This is a genomic window from Spirosoma jeollabukense (genome assembly GCF_054777855.1).
This window is the reverse complement of record NZ_BAAHAD010000003.1, coordinates 120,008-146,864: the sequence shown is the minus strand read 5'-3', so window position 1 is coordinate 146,864 and position 26,857 is coordinate 120,008. Positions and strand designations below refer to the sequence as shown.

The following is a 26,857-nucleotide window of genomic DNA, read 5'->3' as shown; positions in this document are numbered from 1 at the left end:
CATTTTGTTTACAAAACTAGCTTATACCTCGGTGTGTTTCCTTAAAAAGTCTTTATAAAATATAATTTCAATGAGTATAATGCTAAAATTTGTAGATTTTGTCGTGCTTACACTGATCGGAAGTAGTTACTTCTACACCCTTCGACTACATAGTTATACGAGTAAGATCGGCTGAATAAATCACCTCTCTACCGACTCTGCTACGTTAGGACTGCTACAGCAGGCAACCGGGCTGTTATTACAATTGTAGAGAAACAACCGGTAGCTCATCAAGAGGAACTGGTTTAGCCGATGAAAAATGGCATATCTAAAACGTCGCCAGCTTGTTAATATTCCGCTCAACCGTCTCCATGACAACAATATTTGGCCGTTCTGTTCGAATCAAGTCCAGGTCAAGTTTGCTGTCACGAATGAAATAGGACTTGCGGAAATAGCCTGGCAGATACTGCATCATGCTATGGCTGAATGAATCGCCAATAAACAGCAAACTGTCGGAACCAGAACCGACGAACCGCGTTGATGGAAAATCCAGTTTGGGGTCTTTGATAAGGGCAGTCTGCTTACCAACACGATTCGCAACGGGCGTGATTAGATAGAATACAGGATCTTTCATCTCATCCTGTAACGTCAGCATCGTTGTCAGATCGCCCCCAATCCCACGCTGTTTCTCTATACGAAAATCATTAACAGAAATAGACGGCGTTGTAGACTGGTCGCGCTGAATCCGTTTTATCAGGGCTGCACAGCCAATCAACGTTCCATAATCATTCCAGTGCGTATCGGTTTGATAGTAGACAACATGGTCGCGTTTGGCAGCCCAGAGTGTATCACGAATATCGATAAATGGAACCGGTGTCTGGCCCATTGCCTTTTTGAGCCTGTCTAGACGAGATGGCTCTGGGCTAACCTGCAAATGATCAGGCAAATTTTCGGGATAAATCGTGTGCGAATCCGGCGCAATGAAAATATACAGTCGGATACCCTGTTTAGCTAACTCTTGTTGACGGGATACAATATGGTTAGCAATGATACGGGCCGAATCGGGCGAGAGTGGCAATAATCCCCGGTGTTGATCGACCACATTGTTATAACTATTACCGAGATAGAACCAGCCTTTTTTGCCAACAACCACTTTTTCGGGAAGGGGCGATTCACCCAATACGTTAAATTTCCAGCGGCTGTAGGCATAGAACAGCGCATTACGCCATCCGAAATTCTCTTTATAATATCGATCGAACTGACGGGCGAAGCTTCGGACATGGGGAAAGTTTACCGGAGGCATTCCACTCAACTGACGGTTTTCTGTGCTGCTAAACCGCGACGACAGCCCCAACACCTGATCGAGCGTTGGTAAGAAAAGCAGGATGGCGAAGGCGAAGGCGGCTAGTTTAAAGCGAGCTGTATTCATAGACTGTAACCGACCAACGTCAGAACCGGAAATAAATAAATGGATTATACGTATCGGCCGCCAGATAAGACACTGCCATAACGAACAGCCCCACCAGACCAAGTACATAGACCGTGTCCAATGTCAGGCGGGTAGGTGTTGCCACAACCCGCGCCAGCAGGCGGTGCCAAAACGTCTGAAAACGGTGATAAACGGGCGTCGCCAGCACAATGCCGAGTAGTAGAGAAACGATTACTTCGACGCTTAGGAAATACGACAGTGGGTAGGCTAATCGCGCTGTTGTTCCAAAACCCACCATTTTCTGTAAGTAGACAACCGCCGACGTCAAATCGACAGCCCGAAAAAACACCCAGCCAACCAGGACAACAAGGAGCGCATATATATGAGCAAGCGGAGCCCATGTTTGCTCCAGGCGCTTGCCAAGTCCCGCTCGTTCGATGAGAAGAAACAAGCCGTGATAGAGCCCCCAAATAATGAAGTTCCAGCTAGCTCCGTGCCACAGTCCCGTGACAAAAAAAACAATCAGCAGGTTGCGGTACGTGCGGACTTGGCTGCCCCGATTTCCACCAAGTGGAATATAGACGTAATCCCGAAACCAGCTCGACAGCGAGATATGCCAACGTCGCCAGAAATCCTGAATCGACCGGGCGATATACGGATAATTAAAGTTTTCTTTGAAATCAAAACCAACCATTTTGCCCAGGCCAATGGCCATATCCGAATAGCCCGAGAAATCGAAATAGATCTGGAGCGAATAAGCAATTATGCCCAGCCAGGCCGTTGCCGTTGAATAACTGTTGGATGGAGCGTTGAAAATAGTATCCGCTATTCCCGCGAACGTGTTGGCTAACAACACCTTTTTAGCCAGCCCAATAATGAATCGCTCTGCTCCCATCCCAAATTTTTCAACTGAAACAGATCGATCAGCGAGTTCGGGAGCAATATCGGCATACCGTACAATTGGTCCGGCAATCTGGTGCGGAAACATCGCTACGTAGGTGCCGTAATCCAGGAAGCTACGGTTGGCTTTGATACGCCCCCAGTAAATATCGAGCGTATACGAAATGCCCTGAAACGTATAGAAGCTAATGCCAATAGGCAGCGCAATCTGCGACAAAGTCAAACTGTCTGTGATCGGGAGCGCAAAAGCCTCAGCAAAACCACGTACCGAATCGACCAGAAAATTGGTGTATTTATAGTAGAACAGCAGCGATAAGCTTCCAATCAATGACAACAATAAACCGGCCCGGCGCTGTCCTTTTTCAACGAGTCGCCCGGCTACGAAATTGATAAGTGCCGATAGCAACAAAACCAGCACAACCAGCCCTTCACCCCAGGCGTAGAACAGCAAACTAGCTCCGAACAAAAAGGCATTATGCCACCGGCGGGGCAGCAGGTAATAGGCAATCAGGAAAAAAGGAAGATACAGAAATAAAAAAATGGCCGAACTAAACAGCATATTAACGGACGGTAAGTCAGGCCAAAGTTAAGACAAAACCTAAACTCATACCACCACGCGCAATTTCGCGAAGCTCAGCAGCAATACCTTTTCGCCCTCTGTATCAAAGTGTATCGTAGCTTTACGTTCGGTGCCGTTCACATCCAGGCGTTTAACAACACCAAAACCGAATTTAGCATGTTCAACCCGCTGCCCGGCGGCTAATTCGGCCGTGCTCGTGGGCGCGAAATCGGCCGACGGTGTGTGCGATACTTTTTGTTGAGGTGCCTGCGAACGAGCTGTTTTCTGCGCCAGCGACCGCACGAAGGCCATCGAACCTGTCGATGTGCTTTCACTTTTATCCCGCTCAGGACGGTCGAAATCCATCCGGCTCGGTGCCGAACGTAACTTCGACGCTTTCAGGTATTTCTGATCGATTTCCATAATAAACCGACTCGGTTCGCACATTTTCAGGCGGCCGTAGTGATAGCGCGTTTCAGCGTAAGAGATCGTCAGGCGTTTCTCGGCGCGGGTGATGGCCACGTAAAATAAACGTCGCTCCTCTTCCAGATCATTACGACTTTCAAGCATCATCTGGCTTGGGAATAAATCCTCTTCCAGCCCTACAATATGCACATTCTTGAACTCCAGCCCCTTAGCCGCGTGAATAGTCATTAACGTTATTCTGTCGTTATCACCATCATCTTCTTTTTCATCGGCCGTTGTCAGCAGTGAGACCGATTGAAGGAATGCGCCAAGGCTTTTTTCCTCATTATCAGGATTGTCGACAAATTCTTTGATGGCATTCAGCAATTCCTGTACGTTCTCGTAGCGAGCCAAGCCTTCAACAGTCTTATCGTCATACAGTTCCTTGAGCAAACCCGACGCTTTAGCAATATGCGACGCGACTTCAAACGCATCTTTCTGATCGAGCAGAAGTTTAAAACTTTTGATCAGGTCCGCGAAACCTTCAATGGCAATGGAAGAACGACCTGCTACGTGTTTGCCAATGTCAGCCACGATTTCCCAGACAGAATCCTGCTTCTCGGCCGCAATGACACTGATTTTAGCCACCGTCGTGTCACCAATGCCCCGTTTTGGCAGATTGATAATCCGTTTGAAGGCTTCTTCGTCCTGCTGGTTGACGGTAAAACGCAGGTAAGCAATCAGGTCTTTAATTTCTTTACGCTGATAGAACGACAAGCCACCAATGATGCGGTATTTGAGACTGACCTTACGTAGTGCTTCTTCAAATGCCCGCGACTGCGCATTCGTGCGATACAGGATGGCAAAGTCATTGTTGGCCAACGATTCGTTCATCTTGGCTTCAAAAATAGCCGAGGCTACCAGCCGCCCTTCTTCATTGTCCGATGAAGCTTTAATGACATCAATCAGCGGCCCGTCTTCATTATTGGTAAAAACCGATTTCTCCAGCTGATTTTTGTTACGGGAAATAATCGAATTGGCCGCCTGTACAATGGTTTTTGTGGAACGGTAATTCTCTTCCAGCTTCACAATCTTGACATTCTCCTTGCCGTAATCACGCTGGAAATTCAGGATATTCTCGATGTTGGCGCCCCGGAACGCATAAATACTCTGGGCATCGTCGCCCACGATGGCAATATTCTGGTGAACAGCCGCCAGTTTGCGCGTAATGAGGTACTGTGATACGTTCGTATCCTGAAACTCATCGACCATTACGTGCTGAAACTTATGCTGGTATTTGTTCAGAATATCCAGGTGATCGCGAAACAGTACGTTTGTGTTGAACAGCAAATCGTCGAAATCCATCGCGTTGGCCGCAAAACAACGTAATGCATACTGCTTGTAAATCCGGCCAATGTGCGGCATACGGGCCGACTCATCATCGGCCTGAATGACAGCGTTGTTAATATACTCTTCGGGGCCAATGAGCCGGTTTTTTGCCCCCGAAATCCGGCCGAAAACGCTGTTGACCCGATACACTTTATCATCCAGCCCCATTTCCTTGACAATGCTACGCAGCAGCGACTTCGAGTCGTCGGTATCGTAGATCGAGAAGTTGCTGGTGTACCCAATGGCCTTCGCTTCGATCCGTAAAATCTTGGCAAAAACCGAGTGAAACGTACCCATCCAAATATTTCGGGCTTCCGTACCAACCACTTTCTCAATACGGTGACGCATCTCTCCGGCCGCTTTGTTGGTAAACGTCAGCGAGAGAATTCGGAAAGGATCAACACCATTTTCAATCAGGTGAGCAATGCGGTAAGTAAGTACACGGGTCTTGCCCGAACCCGCTCCGGCTATAATCATCAACGGGCCGTTGCCGTGCATGACGGCCTCCCGCTGGGGTTCATTTAATCCAGAAATATAATCAACCATTCGGCTTGTTTCTATCCTTCTATAACAAGTAAAACTACGAAATAATTTGGTAGAGAGCTTTCCAAAAAAGGGTATCTTTGAACAAGAACCAGCCTGCGCAACGCTATGATCGCCACTCCAGCATCGTCCCCATCGTTACCAACCCATCTGCAAACTGTCGAAGAATTTGAGCAGTGGGAGCAACAGTATGCACACGAAGGCAGCTACGAGTTTGTACACGGGCGGATTATTGAAAAACAACCTATGAAGCAAAACGAACTAGACCTAATTGATTTTTTAATACGATGCTTTATAGAGACTCCTCAATTCAAACAAAAACATACATTATATTCCGAAATAGATTCTTATATAGACAATTTTCGGAAGCGTGTTCCAGACTTGACATACTTCACTGCGGAGCAACGCCAGGCTATTCGGCAAGGGGAGCGGGTCAATACGTTGTTTGCTATAGAAATTCTATCTGATTCTGAATCATACCAGGATGTACTGGATAAAATTCAGGATTATTTTGATGGTGGTACGCAGTTAGTTTGGTATATCGTACCCAAGCAGCAGAAAATATATGTCTACACATCGCCCGACGAGTCAAAAGCATATAAAGGAACGGATACTATTTCGGCCGCGCCAGTTGTGCCGGACTTCCAATTCGTTGTCTCAGACTTGTTTGCGTAATTCTTCACAGAAACACGCCTAAATCAATACCCAGTAGCTCTGATACCGACGAGCTAGTTGCGGCACCTCCGTCACCTTTTCGGTAACGAAACCACTCACGAGTTTTGTCATTGTAGACGAACCCTTCCAGAATACCGTAGTCATCATCTTCAATGAGATGTATGATTTTTTGCACGTCTCGTTTAGTTCTTCGAGGCTGCGTGACGTCTATGATAATACGCGTCAATTCAGCTTCATTATCAAATAAAAGTATATCTGAAACTTGATGACCAGGGCCTTCAGCTAGTGGAGTTTCGGGTAAAGGCTCCAATGTAATACTTCATTTATGGTAATAGAGGACGCCTAACTCAACCGCCAATTTGCTGACTACACGTTGGTGTTCTAAAGGTGAGTTCGTACCATCATCTTCATGAACCATCGGTGTAAAGCTATGTTTTGATCCGTACATCGTACATTAGGCTAGTTATTTAGCTACCTAAAGTACAGAAAAATAGTAGCTTAGTTGAGGTGACGAAAGAAACGCGTATTTTTTCTGAATTATTGTGCAACATCTGTGATATTCCTGCATCTTTCTCCTGATTAACAACCTAAACCACCCCGGAGCTGAACCTGTTGGAATCGAACCGAAACGTCGGACCGCCGTACCCAGACCGTCATGCTGAACTGGTCAAACGCTGCCAACAGGGTGAGCGACGAGCGCAGTATGAGCTATATCAGCAGTACGTCAAGGCGATGCACAATGTGTGTCTGCGAATTGTTAATCACGAGGCTGAGGCCGAAGATGTATTGCAGGAAGCTTTCATTGACGCGTTCAGCCATATCAATTCATTTCGGGGGCAGAGTACGTTTGGGGCTTGGCTGAAGCAGATTGTAGTGAACCGGGCCATTAACCATCTGCGCAGTCGGCGGTTAGAGTTTGTAGACATTGAGTCGTCTCGTCTGGGCGAAGACGATGGTCTGGATTACGCTGACACGGAGCCTTACGACGAAGAAGGGACTCAGTTGGAAGTGGAGCGGGTACGGCGCGCCATGCAACTGCTTCCTGAGGGTTATCGTGTGGTCTTATCCCTCTATTTATTTGAAGGCTACGACCACGAGGAAATTGGTAACGTACTGAATATTAGTGAAACAACGTCGAGAACTCAGTACTTGAGAGGGAAGAAACGATTAATGGAATTGCTGTAAATTGGCTATTCGGCCAGGTTATAGATAGAATACTAGTGATAAAACACGATCGGCAACTCGAAAGGCTGTCGTCAAAAATATGAAGAAAGATAATCTTGAACGTTTCGTCCGTGACAACAAAGAAGCTTTTGATAATAAAGAGCCATCGGACGATTTATGGCTGAAGATAGAAGCCGGTTTGAAGAAAGTTGACCTGGAAAAGTCTGGTCTGGATGGCTTTGAATCAGCGAAGGAGCAGCCTGCAAAGGCCTCACCTTTCTTACAGGTTCATAAAAACCCAGCTCAGTTGGAAAGCCGTCCAACTAGCCGAATTGGATGGCCGTGGCTCAGTCTCGACTGGCGCGTAGCGGCTTCCATTACCATACTGTTGCTGGCAGGCTGTTTTTTGTATATGAACCAACAATATGGTGTTACTCATCAGCCTGAGGTCGTGGCCGCCAATCCGACGTACGCCAAAGAAGTAGTGCAATACACACGGTTGATTGATACTAAGCGGGCTGAGTTAAAACAGATGACGGAAGACAATCCGGCCCTCTATAAGGAGTTTGCTACCGATCTGGACCGGCTCGAAAAGTCTTACCAGTCACTAAAGGCGGATTTGCCGCAAAATCCGAATCAGGAAATGTTGATTCAGGCGATGATTCAGAATCTGCAATTCCAGATTAATCTGCTTAATGAACAGTTGCGTGTTATTCAACGCATTAAACAACAAACCAATGAAAGTACTCCTGTATAGCCTATTGCTCTGCTTCTGCCCACTATTCAGTTGGGCAGAGGACCCGATTGACATCGGCGCCGTAGAAAAAAAGAAGACAATCATCAAAATTTTCGATGTAGATGCCAGTGATAATTTAGTCATAGAAAATCAATACGGACAAGTGTCCATTGGCCTGTGGGACAAAAAAGAGATTCGGGTTCAGATCACGATTGTCGCGAACTCCGAGTCCGACGAACGGGTGCAGCAGTTCATCGACGCCGTTTCGATTGAGGAAAAACGCACCGGGAATCAGATTCTCGTCCGCACGAACTTTAGCCAGAGTACTATGTCGAACTGGAGCTTTAGCAAGTGGAAGAATGGCGGTGAGCGGAATTTCGTCAAGATCAATTATGAGGTCATGATGCCCAAGCAAAATGCGCTGACGGTACGTAACAAGTTTGGCAACACAAGCATCCCGACTTTCCAGGCACCCTTAACGATTCATAGCCGCTACGGTAACTTTAGTGCCGATGATCTCACGGGCCGTCAGAATGACATCGACGTGGCCTATGGTAAAGCTGATATTGGCACGCTTGGTCAAGGAAAACTGGATATTGCCTATGGAAGTCTCGAACTCTCGAAAGCAAACGTATTGGTGCTGACCAATAAGTTTGGCAAAATGAATATTGGTGATGTCGGTAAATTGGATGCCAACATCAATTATTCGGGTGCAAAGATTGGAACGCTACGTGAATCCGGCAAAATCAAGCTCGAATTTTCGGGTGGATTCCGCATCGATCAGTTATCTAAAACGGTCGAAAATGTTGATATTCAATCCTCTTATTCATCAGTTGCCCTGCCGATGGATAGTGGTAACGACTGCGATTTCGACGTAACGGTTAGCTATGGCAATTTCAATTATGGATCGGGTTCGGAAATGCACTTTAAATCTCAGCCGAGCGATAACGACAATCACCACGGTCCTCGCCTGAAGAAGCAATATATCGGTAAAATAGGCGATGGCACCGGCACCAAAGTCCGGGTTGTGTCAACGTTCGGTAATGTGAATTTCAAGTAGTCAGCGTCTCAATTACCGACCGATGCTGTGGAAATTCGGCCAGTAGAGTCGCCCGATCTGCCATCTCGAAATCAGCAAAATCGAAACCGGGGGCAACGGTGCAGCCCACCAGCGAAAAATCTGTTCCTACGGCTGGTTTAGAACCGAACCAGCTTCCGGCTGGGACGACCGCCTGAAATACTTCGTTCTGGTCGGGATTACGGCCTAATCGAATAATTGTCAACTCGCCAGTTGGCGAAATAACAGAAACCTCCAACGTACCGCCCTCGTAAAAGTGCCAGATCTCATCGGACTGGATACGGTGCAGCGCAGAAATGTGATGTCTTTCTAGCAGAAAATAGATCGCCGTTCCAAACGCTCGCGCTCCATTAAATCGATCAGGTAAGGCAGCCTGCGAAATTGTTTCGGCTGACCGATATGTCTCAGCAAAATAGCCGCCTTCAGGATGAGGCAACATGTTTAGGGTATTGGCGTAGTATGCTGCGGTCATGATTAATGACGAAAGAGCGAATGAGTGAAAGAGCGATAAATTTAAATTACGTATTTACTTAGTCACTCTTGCGCTCTTTCATTCTTTCGCCTTTAAAGTTACTGGGCTGCTTTCACTACCGTTGTAAAATCACGCGATTTGAGCGAAGCACCGCCAATTAGTCCGCCGTCAACGTCGGGTTGCGCAAAGAGTTCAGCTGCATTCTGCGCATTGGCACTGCCACCGTATAAAATCGTGGTATCCTGTGCTACCATATCGCCGTATTGGCTCGCAATGTGCTGCCGCAATTCAAAGTGCATATCCTGTGCCTGCGCCGATGAAGCCGTTAAACCAGTACCAATAGCCCAGATGGGTTCGTAGGCAATAACAACCTTGCCAAACGACTCAGCCGACAGATGAAACAAGCTATCCGTAATCTGGTCTTTCACAAAACCGATATAGTCACCGTTTTCGCGCAGATCGCGCGATTCACCACAGCAGAAAATAGGTATCACGTTATTTTCAAGGGCGATGTTGACTTTCTCAGCCAACTGTGCGTTGGTTTCCTCAAAATATTGCCGCCGTTCGCTGTGACCCAGAATCACGTATTTAACGCCAATAGATTGCAGCATTGGTGCCGAAATTTCGCCTGTGTAAGCGCCCGATGCTTTCTCGTGGCAGTTCTGAGCACCTATCGAGATTTTACCACCGGGTGTTAGATACTGCTGCGCCGTGGTCAGGTAAAGCGCGGGGGGGCATAACACCACCTCGACATCACCCATAACTTCGTCTTTAATCATGTTCACGACTTCCGATAATAAAGCGGTTGCTTCTTCGGCAGTCTTGTTCATTTTCCAGTTCCCGGCAACAATTTTTTTACGCATAATAAATAAATAAGGTGGTCAAAATCAGTTTTCTAAACCTGGCGAACGTAGTGTTTATTCGCTATTTAGGGGCGAAATTAGAACATTTAAACCGAACCTATTGTCAGCTATCCAGTAAATTTTGTGCAGCCGTTCATATGCAGAACGCTGCATACATAAACGCGAAAAACCAATCACTAATTTTTTGTGTTATTTGGATAAAAAAATGCGTAATTTCAATGTCTATACAAAAAGGAGATGAAAACGCTGGTGTTGGTAATTGGGCTATTAAGTATATGTCTGGCCAGTCGTGCCGACGACCATAACAAACGCGTGCCCGACAAGGAACGCTATGGATTCTTTATTGCTGACAACCACTCATGGACACGTATTCCATTTCAACTTCATTCCAACCTGATCATCGTTCCGGTACGCGTAAATGATTCTGATACATTACGTTTCATTTTGGATACGGGCGTAAGCAACACCATTATCACCGATCCTAGTGCTTTTAAAAAGAAACCTCTTACACTGACTCGCAAAGTTAAACTCGCCGGTGCCGGAGAAGGCGGTAGCCTGACCGCTTCCATTGCCATCGACAATACCCTTAGCATGGGTGGCTTACGGGCAGCTCATCACAATCTGGTCCTTCTGGACGAAGACATTCTTAAACTTTCAGAGTACGTAGGAACCCCGGTACATGGCATATTTGGTTACGAAATATTTGCCAACTTCGTCGTAAATATTGACTTTCAGCGGCATGAGATCATGTTGATGAAGACCAATAAATACAAATATCGTAAGGGGAAAGGCGATCGATATCCTATCACTATTCAGGATACAAAGGCTTATACGGACGCCTTATCAATATTCGACGGAGAGAAAGTAACTCCTTTGAGGGTAATTCTGGACACGGGCGCAGGACACGCCTTATTGCTCGATCAGGCACGTAGTTTAGTGGCTATGCCGCTTCCCGAAAAGAGCATTCGTGCCCAATTGGGCCGGGGGCTAAACGGCGTTATCAATGGTCGTTTGGGCCGAATTCAAAAGGTTCGATTTGGACGCTATGAGCTGGAAAATATTCTGGCCTCATTTCCAGATAGTATGGCTTTCGGTATGAAGCTAGTCGATATGCCCGAACGTCAGGGTAACGTTGGCTGCGAATTACTACGTCGGTTCAACGTTACATTCAATTATCCTGAGCAATACATTGTCATGAAGCCTATTAAACGGCTTATGCGGGAGAGTTTTGAGCATGACATGAGCGGTCTCGAACTCCGGGCCAGGGGCGAAAGTTTTCGTAACTACTACGTTGACAAAATTCTGGAAAACTCCCCCGCCGAGATGGCGGGTTTGAAAGAAGGCGATGAAGTACTTTTTGTAAACAACAGCTCAACTAACAACCTATCAATCAGCGACATTTACAAAATACTACAGAAAGGCGAAGGCCGCGAGGTATCAATACTTGTCCGGCGGAATGGCCAAATGGTTATAACGAGTTTTGTCTTGAAACGATTGATTTAATACTACCGCAGCGCAGGCTATACTATAAACAAATCTAAACTGGTTTGTGGTTTTCACCGGCGCTACATCAATCCATGCGCTCCAGCTTAAACCGGAACGTAGTGCCTTTCTCCACTTTGCTCATTACCGTAATTTTGGCTTTGTGAGCGCTCAGGATATGCTTTACAATAGCAAGTCCTAAGCCAGTACCACCACGATCTTTTGAGCGGCTTTTTTCCACCCGATAAAATCGCTCAAAAATTCGACTCAGGTGCTCAGGTGGAATGCCCGGGCCGTTATCCCGAATGGATACGAGAATATGTTTTTTGTCTTCCTCCAACGTAACGACCACGCGCCCAAGTTCGTTGCCATATTTCACGGCATTCTCGATTAAGTTGGTCATTACCTGGACAATACGTTGTGAATCAGCTTTTACCCAAACAGGGCCAGGGTGCGGCTTGGATAGCGTCAGCGAGGTGTGTTTAGCCTGAGCAATGTCTTCTAACTGATCAAAAATTTCCTGCGTTACGTCGGCAAGATCGACCCGACCGAAGGTCATTTTCACTTCACCCGTTTCCAGTTGCGATAGAGCTACCAGGTCTTTCACTAACGCATCGAGGCCGTCTAGACTTTTAGCTGCTTTAGAAAGGAATTTATCACGCACTTTTTCGTCATCAACAGCGCCGTCGATAAGCGTATGAATAAAGCCTTGAGCGGCAAAAATGGGGGTTTTTAATTCATGTGATACGTCAGCCAGAAACTCCCGCCGGAATTGTTCCAGTCGTTTCAACTCATCGATTTCCTTTTGCTTTTTAGCAACGTAGACAAAAATCTCGTCGTTCAGCTTTTTAAACGGATTCGTGTTCTTGATAATGGCTTTACGGGAGATATTAAAGTCACGAATTTTCAGTTGATGTATGGTTTTATACATTTTGTTCACTTCCCGAAAAACCAGCAACTCAATAGCGTAAAAAACTAAAAAAAACGAGAGCACAAAGGAAGAAACACCTACTACAAACAACATAGTGCTTGTGACACCCTCCACAAACGTCAGAAACGTAAGCGTCAGGGATGAGATCAGGCAGGCCAGCAAGAGCGCAATAATGCGGGGACTCAGGGACATAGAGCAAAGATAAAAAGAGGGAAAGGGTGAACGAGCAAATGAGTGAAAATGGTTCTCGCCAGTTTTTCACTCATTCGCTCGTTCACCCTTTCCCTCTTTATTCAGGCTGGTCGGTAAACATATAGCCTACGCCTTTAAGGGTTCGGATATGGGTGTCCCCGATTTTTTCCCGGAGTTTGCGAATATGAACATCCACTGTGCGTTCAAGAACGTAGATGTCGGCACCCCATATTTTCTGAAGTAACTCTTCACGGCTGCAAACTTTATTAGGGTGTTGCGCCAGAAAAAACAGCAATTCAAATTCTTTCTTGGGCAAAATTACCGACTTGTCGTTCTGGCTGACCGAATAATTTTTCCGGTTAATTAACAGATCGCCAATGGCAATCTGCTCCCCTGGATCGGATTTCTGGGCCTCGCGTCGAAACAACGCGTTAATACGACTCATCAGCGCTCGGGGCTTGATGGGCTTAGTAATGTAATCATCGGCTCCTACATCAAAAGCCGCGACTTCGGAGTATTCCTCCGAGCGGGCCGTCAGATAAAGAATATAAGTCTGCCGTAACTCGGGAATATCACGCAATTGCCGTCCCGCTTCGATGCCATCTAAATGGGGCATCATAATGTCGAGCAACACTAATTCGGGTAAATAAGACTTCGCAACGTCAACGGCTTTCCGGCCATCAGCAGCGGTGCGAACATCGTACCCCTCTTTAGTGAGGTTGTATTCTAACATCTCAAGGATGTCGGCGTCGTCGTCAACGACTAGAACGCGATGTAGGGGTTGAGCAGCTTTAGCAGCACTCATACGTAGTAAAGTTGGTGAGAATGACCATTCTGTTGGTACATTGCCGAACGGTTGGCGACCACGAAGTTACGTGGCTTATCCGCAACGTTACCAATGCTGAACGCAGACTTAACAATAACTTAACAGCCTGTCAATGAATTCAGCCTTGTACTCCTGCCTGAACACGAGTTTATTAATTGGGCATTAATAAACAATATTCCCCTAAACAATGCCAGTACTAGCTGGTTCGTACTTAAGTAATATTACCACATGCTTAAGGCAATAACGGCAAAGATAGTTATTGCTTTTATTTACTTATATGAATATTCGTCCCCGGGAAATTATACTTCCCTCTTACGCCAGACTGGTCTGCATACTACTTTCACTAGTAGTTATTGTTTATGGGTTACATACGCTGTCAGGCTTACTTATCCCACTGGTTTTCGCCATTTTATTTTCCGTTTTGCTCTTTCCATTAGTACAACGGCTTGAAAATTGGCACGTACCCAGAATACTAGCTATTATTTTGTGTCTTTTACTTGCCTTAGCGGTGCTAACGGGTTTGTTTTATGGCATTTCAATTCAAATTAGCAGTTTTGCCGAAGTCGTTCCGCAATTCGTCAAGCGCGGAAATGAGTACATTAACAGCATACGAACGTTTGCCGACGAACACCTGAATATTGATCGACAACGGCAGGTCGACGAAATAAAAAAGTATCTGAATCAGGCACTGGCCGAAGGTGGTACGATTGTCACATCGACGTTACTGGCTACGACCAGTATTCTCACAAATCTCTTTCTGGTTTTACTATTTGCTTTTTTCTTCCTGCTCTACCGCGATTTTTTTCGATCATTTTTTTACAGAGCTTTTAGCGATGCACGACCATCAAAGATTGACGGTGTAATGGCGGGAATTTATCAGGTCGTTAAAGATTACCTCGCTGGATTGGTGCTGGTCATTATTATTATTGGCACGCTCATGACCATCGGCCTGCTCATTCTGGGTGTTGATTATGCTGTATTTTTTGGGTTCTTCGGAGCCTGTCTGGTACTGATTCCGTACTTTGGCATCTCACTGGGGTCCTTATTACCAGCGGCCTACACACTTGTCACTCAGGATAACCCCCTAAAAGCCCTGGCGGTCGTTGGCGTTTTTTTATTCGTACAGGCGTTAGAGGGGAATTTTATTACACCTTACATAGTCGGTTCAAAAGTTAGTATTAATCCACTGGCGGCCATTATTGTACTGATTCTTTGGGAAAACATCTGGGGCTTGCCTGGCCTGGTGCTGGCTCTTCCTATGACGGCCATTCTGAAAGTCATTTTCGATGCCGTAGACTCGCTCAAACCCTACGGGTTTTTGATTGGTGAAGCGGAAAAACCCCGCCCACCCATCAAGAACCTGAAGGAATTAGCCGACCAATTACCCAAACGAGCCAAGAAAGTGGGAAAGGTAGAGGAAAAAGAATGAGCGAAAAGCTCTGGGTTATTTTTCGTTCATTCACTGCCACGGCGGGCCCTTCTTTCGCTCACCGACTGTCAAAAATTAAGCGGATCAAGATTCTTAAAGTGGCCGTTCATGCTGATACGCTGCTTTGTACGCTCCATATCCGACAATACAGGTAATACTTTGTTGATATGCTGAATCAGGAAAAGCTGCCGTTCGGCTTCCGTTTCGAGCGTCAATAGTTCATACTCCTGTTCTACCGATAAGCCAACCCTATGCGCTACTTTGTAAGAAAGGTTCTCTGTTGTAGCCGTGTAGTCTTTTTCTATCTGTAAGAAATTGTAGAGTAGTTCCAGCCGCTCAGTCAGGGCGGTTGAGTGAGCGCTAAAACCATCACCCGCTTCAATCAACTCTACTTCTCCACCAGCATAGAGTTTGCCGGGCAACGGGTTTTCAAAGTTTACCAGCCGAAACACGGCCAGTCCCTTGGATTTGATATCCATTCGCCCGTCGGGATAGCGTTTATGCAGTGTTGTAACGTGCATTTCGGTGCCATAACCCGGCAATTTGTTATTGATAAACGTTGGGATACCAAACGTCCGTTCGTCTTCAAGGCACTCGTTAATGAGTTGGCGATAACGTGGCTCGAAAATATGGAGATTCAAATCCTCGCCGGGATAAACAATCAGATTGAGCGGAAACAGGGATAGCGTCTTTTCCATAACGCCGAAAAATACAGCTTTTTAGTTGAAAATTTCATCTGACTCCCTAAAACGAACACCGCTAGCCTGAGCTTCAGCATAGATAGAATCGGCGAGATAGCCTAAACCCGTTACGTCCGACATGCAGTCACTAACCACGACAAGCTTCTGCACCAATCCAGGGGCAAAGTCCAGAATTTGTTTCAGACTATTCGCCACGCAGTGTGATTTAGCCTCACCCATTAGATAGACCGCATCAAAACGATCCAGGTCGGCAATAAGGGACGTGTTGAGTTGCGTTTCGGGCACGGCCGGGTCGGGTACCTGCGCCTGAAAAATGCCAAAATGTTCTGACAGTGGGTATAGCCCTTTCTGAACGGCTACATAGTCGCGGTCGCGTTTTCGCGACCAATCTTTAAGCGCCTTCAGTAACGTATCATGCAAGGCGGCACCCCGAGAGCCAATCAGGCAATGTTCGGGCCAGATAAAATGCGAGAACTGACCGTCGGCTTCAAGATCATGAACGTATTGACGAGCCTTTTCGGCTGAGAAACGCGGTATCCACTGGCCAGCGTCAACCTCCGCGGCCGTAATACGCGTGAATGGCGCGGGATGATTGCCCGACGTATCGTGCCAGAAAAGCGGGTGAGCAATATCTAAAATATGATGCGTATCGAGCGTTGTTACAATATGGTCAATCTGGTCGGCATGTTGCTGGATAAGACCGGCAATACGGTCAATATCCTGCTCAGCGCCAGGTACGAACAGCGCTCCCTCGGGATGGCAAAAGTCAAATTGGGCATCAATAATTAGAAAAGCGTTTTTCATAACTCACTACATCAAAATTAACGCACGTTTTTGCTCACCGGGTTAAAACTGCCTGCAAGGTAAAGTGTATTAGTCAACGACAAAAGTGAGGAAACAGACAAAGTAAAATCCGGGTCAACGCTTTATATCGTTTATAGACTAAGCCACAGTCTGCTTTTTCGTTACTTTGACCTATGAATTATATTGAACTCCAACTGCGCCTGTCGCCTGATTATACTGATATCCTCACCGCCGAACTCGCCGAACTTGGCTTCGAGTCATTCGTTGAAACTGACGCGGGTCTGAATGCTTACATTACTGAACCGGATTTTGATGAAAAGGCTGTACAGGAACTCATTGCTAAATACGACAGCCAGACTGCAATAGCCTATGAAGTCAGTTCGTTAGAAAAAAGAAACTGGAACGCCGAGTGGGAGCGCGATTATGAGCCGATTGAAGTAGCGAGCCAAGTCCGGGTCCGGGCCTCCTTCCATACGATGGAGGCCCGGTTTCGTTACGACATCATTATTAACCCCAAAATGTCGTTCGGAACGGGCCATCACGAGACCACGGCTATGATGCTGGAGCAACAGCTTAGCCTTGATTTCGCCGACAAAGCAGTGCTTGATGTTGGTAGCGGCACGGGCATTTTGGCAGTTTTGGCGGCTAAAATGGGCGCACAGAACGTATTAGCCTTCGATATTGAAGAATGGGCCGTTGAAAATGCCCGCGAAAATGCCGAGCTTAACGATTGCCCGCAGGTGACGGTTTTTCAGGGAGCGATTGCCGATGTTGACCCAAGCAACCGATATGATATAGTACTGGCCAATATCAACCGGAACGTACTGTTGGCCGAGATTCCGATGTATACTAATTTACTAAAAGCAGAAGGCTATCTGGTCGTGAGTGGTTTTTATGAACACGACGCTCCAGATATTCAACAGAAAGCTATTGAAGCGGGTCTTAGACCTGTTAGGAGCATGACGAATCGCGAATGGACTTCGCTCGTCTTTCAAAAATAGATATGAAGCGTAACTATAAGTATAAGATACAGACGTCAAAAACCGCGATCTTACTGTTTTTCCTAACAACTGCCGTTAGTTTCGGGCAGGCCGTTCGGCTTTCCGACAAGCCCGAGCAGTTCATGACGGAAATGCAAAAGCTGATGGCAACGGGCGGACCAGTAGCCGTACGGGCCGGAACGAATTTACAGTCGCTGTGGTCCGAAAATAAATTATCGCCCCAGCAGCAGGAGCGCATTATGGCGTTAAGTCGCAAGTTGAACCAGAAGCGTCTTCAACCAGCTACTCACTTCGCTCCTTTCTACGAATCGCTTTATCAGGCAAGCCAGCAACCAGCAACGTCTGCTACGTATGTGGATGGGATTTTGACTATAGCGGAGAAGTTATTTGAGGCAAATGATCCTAAAGTTTTTGCCCGCAGTTTAGAAACTGCTCGACGGTTCATGGAACGCCGTGAATTGTATACCAGTAACTACAATAAGCTCTACGCTCTGGGTGGTACGTTCGAGTTTCGCTACGTAGGCAATGTTCCAACGACTAGTCAACCGGGTGCACCGCCAACGGCTGCCGATTCAATTGCTTCGGTGAAAGCCTCCATCGAACGTTCCCGCTTTGACGGCTGGGATACCCCGGCAACATCAGACTCAACACAGCCCCGTTCACTGGGGGTGCAGTACACGCCACAACGTCGGCCAATCCCTTCGGTATCAGGGGCCGTTATCACGTTAAAAGACGTAACACTGGCGATGATTGCCAATGGGGATTCAGCCGTTCTGTCGAACACCAATGGTGATTTGATGCTCAAAGATGGCGTGCTGGTAGGTAACGGGGGGAAATTCACCTGGGCAACCGCTGGGCGACCGGATATCTTCGTCACACTCAGTGAGTATTCACTCACAACGATGAATCCGCGCATACAGGCCGACGATGTAACGCTGACCTACGGGACCACCAAGCCAATAAAAGGCGTATTTGAATACGTTAGCAAGAAAAAAGGCGGGCCGGTGACCTACCCTCGGTTTATGTCCTGGCAAAATGATGTTAAACTACCTGACCTCGGACCAGACATTGACTATCGGGGTGGTTTGGCCCTGTCTGGCACCCAGATGGTGGGGGCATCGGCGAGCGGACAGCCCGCCCAATTGACGATTAAGTACAATGGCAAAACGGCCTTCAAAGCCAGCAGTCGCCGGTTCGACTTCAGTAGTAAAATCGACTCCACATCAGCGGGCCTGACCCAGTCGGCGGCAAAACCTGATTCAACCCAGAATGGAGGATTTAATACGTCGGGATTTAGCGGAACCAGTGGGGCAAAATCATTGATTTCGGCGAATTCAGCGTCATTTGTCGGCTATGTGGATACGGATTCCGTTACACATCCTTCTGTGAAATTCCGGTACGATAAAAATCAGCACATTGCCTGGCTCGACCGTGAACAACGTACCGACTACGCCCGCGTTCCTTATTCTGACTCATACCACAAGTTCTATATTCTGCCCGAAGTTGTGCGCTGGGATTTGCCACGCCGAAAGGTGGATTTTTATCAGGTTGGCGCGAAGCAGGAAGTGCCCGTACGTTTTGAATCGTTCGATTATTTCCACCCGCAGCGCTATTCCGACTTAACTGTCGATTACGGATTTCACCCGCTGCAAATTGTGGCGAACTACGTATCGACCAAAAAGCAGCAAACGTTTCTGGAAGGCGATATTATCGACTTTACAAAAGCCAATAAAGTTAGTCCGGTGGCACTACGCGGGGCACTGAACCGCATGGTGCTGGAAGGCTACCTTGATCGCGACGCGAATTCGGGGTTGATGCGCCTGAGTCGTAAAGGTGCCCTGTACGTACTGGCCTATGCGCAGAAACGCGACTACGACAATTTCCAGGTGCAATCTTATTTTCCCTCGAACGATAGTACCAAGAACGCAACAATCAATCTGGACGACAAAATGCTGACGATCCGGGGTGTTGAGCGCTTCAACCTGTCCGATTCGCTGAAAATTTTCGGTATTCCCTCCGACAAAACATTACGTATTGGAAAAGGGCGGGCCTTCACCCTGAATGGGCAGCTCAAAGCCGGAACGCTACGTTACGCAGGCCGTGATCTCAAATTCGATTACGACAAATTCGCCATGAACCTCAACAAGATCGACTCCATTACGTTCTCGTCGCAGAAGTTGCCGGGTCAGGAAATGGGGGGCGACATTAAGTATGAGAATCCAGGAACGGTCTATCTTAGTAGCGCGGATAATAAGTCGGGACGTATTGCCGGTAAGAAAGCGACGCAGCGGCTGGTCATGCCCGAGGGTATGACCGTCTATTTCAATCAACCCGCCCGTGGTGACCGTACCTACGATCAGAAGGTTTATTTCAAAATTCCGGCGGTTGACAACGACAGCCTCGGCAAGGGGGATATTGCCTTTATGGGTACGTTCTACTCCGATGGAATTTTCCCCCCTTTCAAAGCGGAACTTAAAACCATGCCCGATAATACGCTGGGCTTCGTGCACAAAGCCCCGGCAACGGGTTATCCGGTTTACAGCGGCAAGAAAGGGTCAGCAGCCTCAACGGTGAAGTTTACGGGCGATCTGACGATGGACAAGAGCGGTTTGCATGCCGACGGCGTACTGAATCACCTGACGGCCAGCCTGAACGCCAAAAATATGCTGTTCATGACCGATTCGTTGACAGGATCAGGTGAGAAAGGCGAAATCAAGGAAACGCTGGCGGGACAAACCGGACCATCAAAAGCCTATTTTCCGCAGGTACAGCTGAATAACTACACCATGAAATGGTGGCCGAAAGCCGATAGCATGGTCATTGTTACGCAGAAGAAAAATTTCAATTTCTACAATGCGACGACCAATCTGGATGGTGATCTGGTGCTACGTTCATCGGGTTTGTTCGGTCATGGCATCCTGCGCCGGAAAGATTCGGAAGTCATTTCGGGCAGCATCAAATTCAACAGAGAGGGTTTTCTGGCTAGTAATGCACAATTTAAAGTCCTGTCCGACAAGGTCGTAAACGGAACAGCCACGGTTGCCAAACCAATGCTGCTGGGCACGGCAATCGATGTGGACTTCAACCAGACGAAAGGCATTGTTGGGCTGTCGATTAATAAGAATTTAAGCATCACCGATACAGTACAGTCAAGCCTGGAGTTCCCATCGGCGGCCTATAAAACCAGCATCAGCAAAGCGCAATGGAACATAAACGCCAAAACGATTGCCATGAAAGGCGACGTCAAAACGTCAACCTTCACCGCCACCGCCGAAGAACAGGAAGGCTTAACTTTTAATGGGTCAGGTGCTCTGTACGACGTGGAAAAAATGACGCTCAACATTAGTGGCGTTCCTTACGTAACCTCAGCCGATGCACGAATCTATCCCGACAAAGGCCTGGTGAGTATTAAGCGTAATGGCGAGATGATGGCGCTTAAGAATGCCAAACTTGAACTAGATACCGTCAGTTTGTTTCACAGGCTCAAGAATGGCAACATTCAGGTTCTATCCCGCACCCGCTTTACTGGCGATGCTACGTATCAATTTGCTACCGCCAAGGGCGATACAGCCAGCATAAAAATGGGCAGTTTCGAGTTGAAAGAAGCGCCAGCCGTAGCCGCCAGCACGTTGACCGCCGATACCAAAAAATCGAGTCGGGGACGGAAAAATGCAACACAACCAGCTACTACGTATTTCACCGTTGCCCGGGCGGAGGTTGACGAAGATGACAACCTCCAGTTAGCGCCGAAAATGTTGTACAAGGGCACTATTTCCATGCAGGCGCCCCAGCCCGATCTGGCCATGGATGGCTTCATAAAACCAGCGCTGAAAAAACGGCAGGATCTGGTTGGTGGCTGGATTCCGTTCAAGGAAAAGGTAGCCGAGCGACTTGAGATAAAAGTGGATAAAAATCTCAAAAACGAAGGTGGACAGCAATTGGTGGCCGGTATTCATTTCCGGGAAGGCAATGCCGGACTCTATCCAACCTTCCTGTCGCCTAAAGAAGATCCAAGAGACGTCGACCTGTTCACGGCAACGGGCATTATGCACTACGATGAGAAAGACAAGGTCTATCGGATTGAGTCGAAAGGAAGCGAGTCGTCTGTTGGGCAATCGACGCTGGCTACGGCAGTTGCAGCGGCTGCGCCAGCCGATAGCGTCAAAACTGATCTTGTAGTGAAAGTTGATAGCACTGCCAAAATGGTAGGGGCCGATAGTACAGCTAAACTTGTCGGCACCGACAGTACCGCACGTATTGACAGCTCTGCCCGTGTGGCAGCCGTTACTGAAACGGTTGTAGATGACGTTGAAAATGCGTTTACGTTCAACGATTCGCGCGGGCTGATGACGTTCAAAGGAAAGCTGAATCTGTTGAATGCGGCTCCGAACGAATATCTGCTAGCTTCTGGATCGGCGCGAATCAACATTGACAGCACTCAATACCGGTTCAATACGTTGCTGGCCTTTACGTTTCCGGTGCCCGACCCGATTAATACGGCCATTGGTGATCGAATTGTGAAGGCGAATCTGGAAGAGAAAAACGACGAAGCAGCCGATGATGACCTGAACCGACTTTCAGATAAACTATTGCCGCTGATCGGCCAGCAGGCGGTGGATGCGTACCGATTAAAAGCTCAAAATCAGCACGCACCACTGAGTCAGGCATCGCCAAAATTAGCTACGACGCTTGTTCTGGCGAACGCCAATCTGCGCTGGTCTACCAAGTTCAATGCGTTTTACAGCACCGGCCAGTTGGGTGTCTCGAACATAATGGCGACCGATGTCAACGCGCAGATGGATGGTTTCATCGAAATACGTAAATCAGCCAATGGCGATGAAGCCACCATTTACCTTGAGTCTTCGCCGGATGTATGGGTGTATTATGACTACAAACCGGGCAGCACACCCTCGTCGCAGGGTGAGTTAGCCATCATTACGTCGGAGCAGGAAATCAACGATCAACTAACAGCGCTGAAACAATCCAGCAAATCTTCGCTTGACGTGATGGCGGCCACTGTCGATGAGAAAACGCTCTTTGTTGACCGGTATCTGGATCAGTATAAGACGAAAGCCAAAGCCGCTCCAAAACCCAAACTGCAACCCGGCCAGAAAGTGGTGAAGGAAGAGAAAAAGAAAGACGAGAAGAAAAAAGATAAGGAAGCCGAAAAAGAAGGATTCTGATTTCTGTTGAATTTTGTCATGGCTCCGGCGGGCCGGTCTGACCGGAGCCATGACAAATACTATATGAAAGCTCTCTGGCACGACCTTCGTGACCACCTCCGCACTGACTTCCGACTTGATCTCTACGTAGCAACCGCGCTTTGGGCTACGTTGCTGCTCACCGTCAATTTCTACTTCGATCTCGAAGACGCGTATATCGACTCATTTCAGGGAAAGCCCATATGGCCGGTCCTGTATTTTTTGCTCTATGCTACCGCCTACTACGTTAGCGTCTGGCTCTGGACACATTTCCATCAACGTCCCGACATCTGGCGAAACCGTGTCTTTTGGCTACGTAGCCTCGTTGCCCTAACTTGCTATTCCACCTATGCGGGGTTTTATGCTCACAACACATGGAGCCTTACACTCTTTGATGGGCAGATCTATCTATTCGCCTACCACTGCCTGCACAACCTGCAATCGGTACTAACGATTGTGCTGCCCCTCTTTCTGTTTTATAAGTTTGTAGAACCCCATGTAAGCCAGTCCAAACCCGACAATTTTTATGGCATGGCACCCAAGCGGAAAGGCCTGATTTTGTATGCTTTATTGTTAGCCCTAATGATCCCGCTCATTACGGTGGCCTCATTCCAGCCAGATTTTCTCCAATCGTATCCAACCTACCACGACACCAACGCTAACGAGTTTTTCGGTGTATCAGAATGGGTAACGGCGCTCATCTACGAGCTTTGTTATGGCTGGGACTTCGTCCCAACAGAACTGCTTTTTCGGGGATTTCTGGTTATCGGTATGAGTCGAATTCTGGGGCCGGGAGCTGTATTGCCCATGGTCGTTTGGTACTGTTCCATTCACTTCGGACGTCCGCTGGGCGAAGCGATCTCGTCGCTGTTTGGCGGCTATCTTCTAGGCGTTTTAGCCTTGAGCACCCGTAGCATCTGGGGCGGTTTACTCATTCATATCGGCATTGCCTGGGGCATGGAAATTGCTGCTTTTTTGCAGAACGCCAGCCGGTAACTCATGCGATAAATTTCCCGGTGCTCTTGCCTCTGCCTTCACATTCTTTGCGTTTAAAGTAAAAGACCTAACCCATCATGAGTCACCGCCATATGTCCGCCCAACCGCCTATCCCATCCGGCAAAAAATTCGATGCCATAGTTGTCGGCTCTGGCATTAGCGGGGGTTGGTCAGCAAAAGAATTGTGTGAAAAAGGGCTTAACGTACTGCTTCTCGAACGGGGGCGCATGATTGAGCATGTTACTGACTATCACACGGCTACCAAGAACCCGTGGGATTTTCCGCATCGGAACCAGGCTATGCCAACGGAGTTACTAAAAAACTACCCGGTGCAAAATCGAACGGGGTTTACTATTACGGAGGCCACACATCATCATTTTGTCAACGATCTGGAAAATCCCTATGTCGAAGAAAAGCCGTTCGACTGGATTCGTGGGTATCATGTTGGCGGGAAGTCCCTGATGTGGGGGCGGTATTCATTCCGATTTTCTGATCTCGATTTCGAAGCCAACGCCAGGGAAGGGATAGCCACAGACTGGCCCATTCGGTATAAAGACATTGCGCCCTGGTACGATTACGTTGAGAAATTTGCGGGAATCGCTGGCGATCGGGACGGTTTAGCCCACTTGCCCGACGGTCAATTTCAGCCCGCCATGCCCGACAATTGTGTTGAAGCACATTTACGGCAATCTGTAAATGAACAGTTTGCCGACCGCAAGGTCATTTCGGCACGAGCGGCCCACCTCACGGCGCCAACGCAGGAGCAAATGAATTTGGGACGGGCCAAATGCCAATACCGGAATCTGTGTATGCGAGGTTGTCCGTATGGTGCCTATTTCAGTACGCAATCCGCTACGTTACCCGCAGCTCGACGTACCAAACGGCTGACAGTTCGACCACATTCCATCGTCAACTCGATTATTTACGACGAAAAAACAGGTCTCGCTACGGGCGTTCGCGTGATTGATGAGCAGACGCACCAGTGGCACGATTTTCACGCCAGCCTTATTTTCCTGAATGCCTCGGCGCTGGGATCGACCTATATTCTAATGAATTCCAAATCGAAACGGTTTCCGAACGGTATGGATGACAGCGGGCAATTGGGCCGTAACCTGATGGATCACCATTTTCACGTTGGCGCCACCGCCGATTATGATCACGATCTGGACAAATATTATTACGGTCGCCATCCGGCAGGCTTATACATTCCTCGCTTCCGTAATTTACCGGGCCAGCGCAAACAGTCCTTTACCCGCGGCTACGGTTTCGAGGTCTACACCAACCGCGAAAACTGGGACCATGCCTATCATGACGAGGGCTTCGGAGTCGATTTCAAGGAGAAAGCAACCCAGTTTGGTACGTGGAAAATCACACTAGACGCTTTTGGCGAATGCATGCCGTATGAAGATAATCGGGTATCATTAACGAGTGACGTGACTGATAAATGGGGACAGCCCACGCTAAAAATGGACGTTCATTACCGGGACAACGAAACACTGATGCGCAAAGATGCTCACGACCAGGCAGTGCTCATGCTCGAGAAAGCGGGATTCTCGAATATCAACGGTTTTGATAGTCAGGCGCATCCAGGCCTGAGCATTCATGAAATGGGAACCGCCCGTATGGGTACTACGCCCAAAAATTCGGTTTTCAATAAATTCAACCAACACCACGGTGTCAAGAACGTATTTTGCACTGATGGAGCCAGCATGACCTCCTCTCCCTGCCAGAACCCTTCGCTTACCTACATGGCGTTATCGGCGCGGGCGGTTGATTATGCCGTGAAAGCGCTGAAACGGGGCGATATACCTCGCTGAGCCGCTGATGTTAAGAGTAAGAGTTTATCAATAGCATCTTTTGACATTGGTTTAAACGCCCAGTCATGAACGCCCGGATTCTTCTCACCGTCAGTTACGTAATCATAGCCTTAAGAGCTGTTGCTCAGCCAAATCCCGAACGGCCTGACTTATGTCAGGGGGCTTATTTTACAGAAGCCCAGGGAGCTGATGCATTACGTAGTTTTGCCAAAACTTACCATGACAAGGCCAGTTGGGAAACCCGCGCAGCAATGATTCGGAAAGGCATTCGCGATGGAATGAATTTGCCCGGTAAACCAAACTTTGCGCCCCTTAAACCTATTCGTCATAGCCTGCAAAAGCTCAACGGATACACGGTTGAGAACGTAGCGTTTGAGAGCGTGCCGGGATTTTTTGTAACGGGCAATTTATACCGGCCCTTGAAAACATCGGGCAAAACGGCAGGTATTTTGTGTACACATGGACACGGTGCCGATCAGAACAACCGCCTGATGGAGTACACGCAGCAACGATGTGCTACGTTAGCCCGCATGGGTGCTGTTGTATTTGCGTACGATATGATCGGTTATGGGGATTCGAAACAATGCGATCATAAAATTCCTGAAGCCTTAAAACTCCAGACCCTGAATAGCCTCCGTGCGCTGGATTTCCTGACCAGTTTGCCTGATGTTGACACGACACGAATTGGCATGACAGGCGAATCGGGCGGGGGCACGCAGACATTTCTGCTCACGGCGCTTGATCCACGCATAAAAGTATCAGCCCCCGTTGTTATGGTTTCCGCGCATTTTTTCGGGGGTTGCGTCTGCGAAAGTGGGATGCCTATTCATAAGCGCCCCACACATCAGACCAGCAACGTAGAAATTGCCGCCCTGACAGCACCCCGGCCTTTGCTACTGGTTTCAGACGGTAAGGATTGGACAAAGAACACGCCCGACGTTGAGTTTCCTTACATCCAGACTATCTATGAATACTATGGCGCAAAAGATAAAGTTCAAAACGTACATCTACCAACAGAAGGACACGATTATGGCCCTAATAAGCGTGAAGCAGCGTATCGGTTCCTGGCTAAAAACCTAAAATTAAACCTGAACAACGTATTGAAAGACGGAAAGATCGACGAATCGTCCAACACCGTACTTACTCCTGCGGCTTTGCAGGCATTCAATGCAGAACATCCACGCCCGGCCAGCGCCGTTGTCGGTAATGATGCCGTGACGGCGTTACTGAAGTAGACTCACCCCAGTGTTACCAGTTCTTTCAACTCGGCATCGCTCAGGTCGCC

21 protein-coding genes are annotated in these 26,857 nt (G+C 47.8%); 11 read left to right on the top strand and 10 right to left on the bottom strand.

The window, feature by feature from the left end:
- Nucleotides 1-307: 307 nt before the first annotated feature.
- The 3 genes from ACYVEA_RS14650 to ACYVEA_RS14640 are packed head-to-tail and all read right to left on the bottom strand — an operon-like array spanning nucleotide 308 to nucleotide 5,207.
- Nucleotides 308-1,408, bottom strand: coding sequence for an alginate O-acetyltransferase AlgX-related protein (locus tag ACYVEA_RS14650; protein WP_461114194.1), 1,101 nt, complete (start codon nucleotides 1,406-1,408; stop codon nucleotides 308-310).
- Nucleotides 1,409-1,427: 19 nt separating this feature from the next.
- A complete protein-coding gene (locus ACYVEA_RS14645; RefSeq protein ID WP_461114193.1) occupies nucleotides 1,428-2,867 on the bottom strand; it encodes an MBOAT family O-acyltransferase in 1,440 nt (479 codons plus the stop codon).
- Between the two features lie 45 nt (nucleotides 2,868-2,912).
- Complete coding sequence (locus ACYVEA_RS14640) at nucleotides 2,913-5,207, bottom strand: ATP-dependent helicase (protein WP_461114192.1); 2,295 nt, start codon at nucleotides 5,205-5,207, stop codon at nucleotides 2,913-2,915.
- Nucleotides 5,208-5,312: 105 nt separating this feature from the next.
- Here ACYVEA_RS14640 and ACYVEA_RS14635 point away from each other — a divergent pair, with 105 nt between their 5' ends.
- Nucleotides 5,313-5,879: a Uma2 family endonuclease gene (locus ACYVEA_RS14635; RefSeq protein WP_461114191.1), complete on the top strand. Its 567-nt coding sequence runs from the start codon at nucleotides 5,313-5,315 to the stop codon at nucleotides 5,877-5,879.
- A 4-nt stretch (nucleotides 5,880-5,883) separates the two neighbouring features.
- Here the strand turns inward: ACYVEA_RS14635 and ACYVEA_RS14630 are convergent, their stop codons facing one another.
- Nucleotides 5,884-6,054, bottom strand: a complete 171-nt coding sequence (locus tag ACYVEA_RS14630) for a hypothetical protein (protein ID WP_461114190.1) — start codon at nucleotides 6,052-6,054, stop codon at nucleotides 5,884-5,886.
- A gap of 437 nt (nucleotides 6,055-6,491) precedes the next feature.
- On the opposite strand from ACYVEA_RS14630, the gene ACYVEA_RS14625 reads away from it, so the two are divergent.
- The 3 genes from ACYVEA_RS14625 to ACYVEA_RS14615 all read left to right on the top strand — a co-directional run bounded on the left by ACYVEA_RS14625 (nucleotide 6,492) and on the right by ACYVEA_RS14615 (nucleotide 8,839).
- The gene (locus ACYVEA_RS14625; protein WP_093829950.1) at nucleotides 6,492-7,064 is read left to right on the top strand and encodes an RNA polymerase sigma factor; all 573 of its coding nucleotides are present in this window, start codon (nucleotides 6,492-6,494) and stop codon (nucleotides 7,062-7,064) included.
- A gap of 79 nt (nucleotides 7,065-7,143) precedes the next feature.
- Nucleotides 7,144-7,800 carry a hypothetical protein gene (locus tag ACYVEA_RS14620; protein ID WP_461114189.1) on the top strand — a complete coding sequence of 219 codons (657 nt, stop codon included), beginning with the start codon at nucleotides 7,144-7,146 and terminating at the stop codon, nucleotides 7,798-7,800.
- Nucleotides 7,781-8,839, top strand: a complete 1,059-nt coding sequence (locus tag ACYVEA_RS14615; RefSeq protein WP_461114188.1) for a hypothetical protein — start codon at nucleotides 7,781-7,783, stop codon at nucleotides 8,837-8,839. The genes ACYVEA_RS14620 and ACYVEA_RS14615 overlap by 20 nt, the downstream gene beginning before the upstream one ends.
- On the opposite strand, the gene ACYVEA_RS14610 is transcribed toward ACYVEA_RS14615, so the two are convergent.
- Both ACYVEA_RS14610 and tpiA read right to left on the bottom strand, forming a co-directional pair.
- A complete protein-coding gene (locus tag ACYVEA_RS14610) occupies nucleotides 8,832-9,329 on the bottom strand; it encodes a cupin domain-containing protein (protein WP_461114187.1) in 498 nt (165 codons plus the stop codon). The genes ACYVEA_RS14615 and ACYVEA_RS14610 overlap by 8 nt on opposite strands.
- A gap of 98 nt (nucleotides 9,330-9,427) precedes the next feature.
- Nucleotides 9,428-10,192 carry a triose-phosphate isomerase gene (tpiA, locus tag ACYVEA_RS14605; RefSeq protein ID WP_461114186.1) on the bottom strand — a complete coding sequence of 255 codons (765 nt, stop codon included), beginning with the start codon at nucleotides 10,190-10,192 and terminating at the stop codon, nucleotides 9,428-9,430.
- A 237-nt stretch (nucleotides 10,193-10,429) separates the two neighbouring features.
- Here tpiA and ACYVEA_RS14600 point away from each other — a divergent pair, with 237 nt between their 5' ends.
- Nucleotides 10,430-11,695 carry an aspartyl protease family protein gene (locus tag ACYVEA_RS14600; RefSeq protein ID WP_461114185.1) on the top strand — a complete coding sequence of 422 codons (1,266 nt, stop codon included), beginning with the start codon at nucleotides 10,430-10,432 and terminating at the stop codon, nucleotides 11,693-11,695.
- 67 nt (nucleotides 11,696-11,762) lie between these two features.
- Here the strand turns inward: ACYVEA_RS14600 and ACYVEA_RS14595 are convergent, their stop codons facing one another.
- Nucleotides 11,763-12,797 carry a sensor histidine kinase gene (locus tag ACYVEA_RS14595; RefSeq protein ID WP_461114184.1) on the bottom strand — a complete coding sequence of 345 codons (1,035 nt, stop codon included), beginning with the start codon at nucleotides 12,795-12,797 and terminating at the stop codon, nucleotides 11,763-11,765.
- A 97-nt stretch (nucleotides 12,798-12,894) separates the two neighbouring features.
- Nucleotides 12,895-13,602, bottom strand: a complete 708-nt coding sequence (locus ACYVEA_RS14590) for a response regulator (protein WP_093829936.1) — start codon at nucleotides 13,600-13,602, stop codon at nucleotides 12,895-12,897.
- Nucleotides 13,603-13,900: 298 nt separating this feature from the next.
- Between ACYVEA_RS14590 and ACYVEA_RS14585 the strand changes: the two genes are divergently transcribed.
- A complete protein-coding gene (locus ACYVEA_RS14585) occupies nucleotides 13,901-15,052 on the top strand; it encodes an AI-2E family transporter (RefSeq protein ID WP_461114183.1) in 1,152 nt (383 codons plus the stop codon).
- 68 nt (nucleotides 15,053-15,120) lie between these two features.
- On the opposite strand, the gene ACYVEA_RS14580 is transcribed toward ACYVEA_RS14585, so the two are convergent.
- Both ACYVEA_RS14580 and ACYVEA_RS14575 read right to left on the bottom strand, forming a co-directional pair.
- Entirely contained in the window at nucleotides 15,121-15,750 is a 630-nt protein-coding gene (locus ACYVEA_RS14580) for an LON peptidase substrate-binding domain-containing protein (RefSeq protein ID WP_461114182.1), read from the bottom strand.
- Nucleotides 15,751-15,771: 21 nt separating this feature from the next.
- A complete protein-coding gene (locus ACYVEA_RS14575; protein ID WP_461114181.1) occupies nucleotides 15,772-16,557 on the bottom strand; it encodes a cysteine hydrolase family protein in 786 nt (261 codons plus the stop codon).
- Nucleotides 16,558-16,730: 173 nt separating this feature from the next.
- Between ACYVEA_RS14575 and prmA the strand changes: the two genes are divergently transcribed.
- From prmA to ACYVEA_RS14550, 5 genes are all read left to right on the top strand, one after another.
- The gene (gene prmA / locus ACYVEA_RS14570; RefSeq protein ID WP_461114180.1) at nucleotides 16,731-17,558 is read left to right on the top strand and encodes a 50S ribosomal protein L11 methyltransferase; all 828 of its coding nucleotides are present in this window, start codon (nucleotides 16,731-16,733) and stop codon (nucleotides 17,556-17,558) included.
- 2 nt (nucleotides 17,559-17,560) lie between these two features.
- Nucleotides 17,561-22,741, top strand: a complete 5,181-nt coding sequence (locus ACYVEA_RS14565) for a hypothetical protein (RefSeq protein WP_461114179.1) — start codon at nucleotides 17,561-17,563, stop codon at nucleotides 22,739-22,741.
- A gap of 63 nt (nucleotides 22,742-22,804) precedes the next feature.
- On the top strand, nucleotides 22,805-23,755 hold the full coding sequence (locus ACYVEA_RS14560; RefSeq protein ID WP_461114178.1) for a CPBP family intramembrane glutamic endopeptidase: 951 nt from the start codon (nucleotides 22,805-22,807) through the stop codon (nucleotides 23,753-23,755).
- A 77-nt stretch (nucleotides 23,756-23,832) separates the two neighbouring features.
- Nucleotides 23,833-25,572: a GMC oxidoreductase gene (locus ACYVEA_RS14555; protein ID WP_461114177.1), complete on the top strand. Its 1,740-nt coding sequence runs from the start codon at nucleotides 23,833-23,835 to the stop codon at nucleotides 25,570-25,572.
- 65 nt (nucleotides 25,573-25,637) lie between these two features.
- On the top strand, nucleotides 25,638-26,807 hold the full coding sequence (locus ACYVEA_RS14550; protein WP_461114176.1) for an alpha/beta hydrolase family protein: 1,170 nt from the start codon (nucleotides 25,638-25,640) through the stop codon (nucleotides 26,805-26,807).
- The last annotated feature ends 50 nt before the right edge of the window (nucleotides 26,808-26,857 follow it).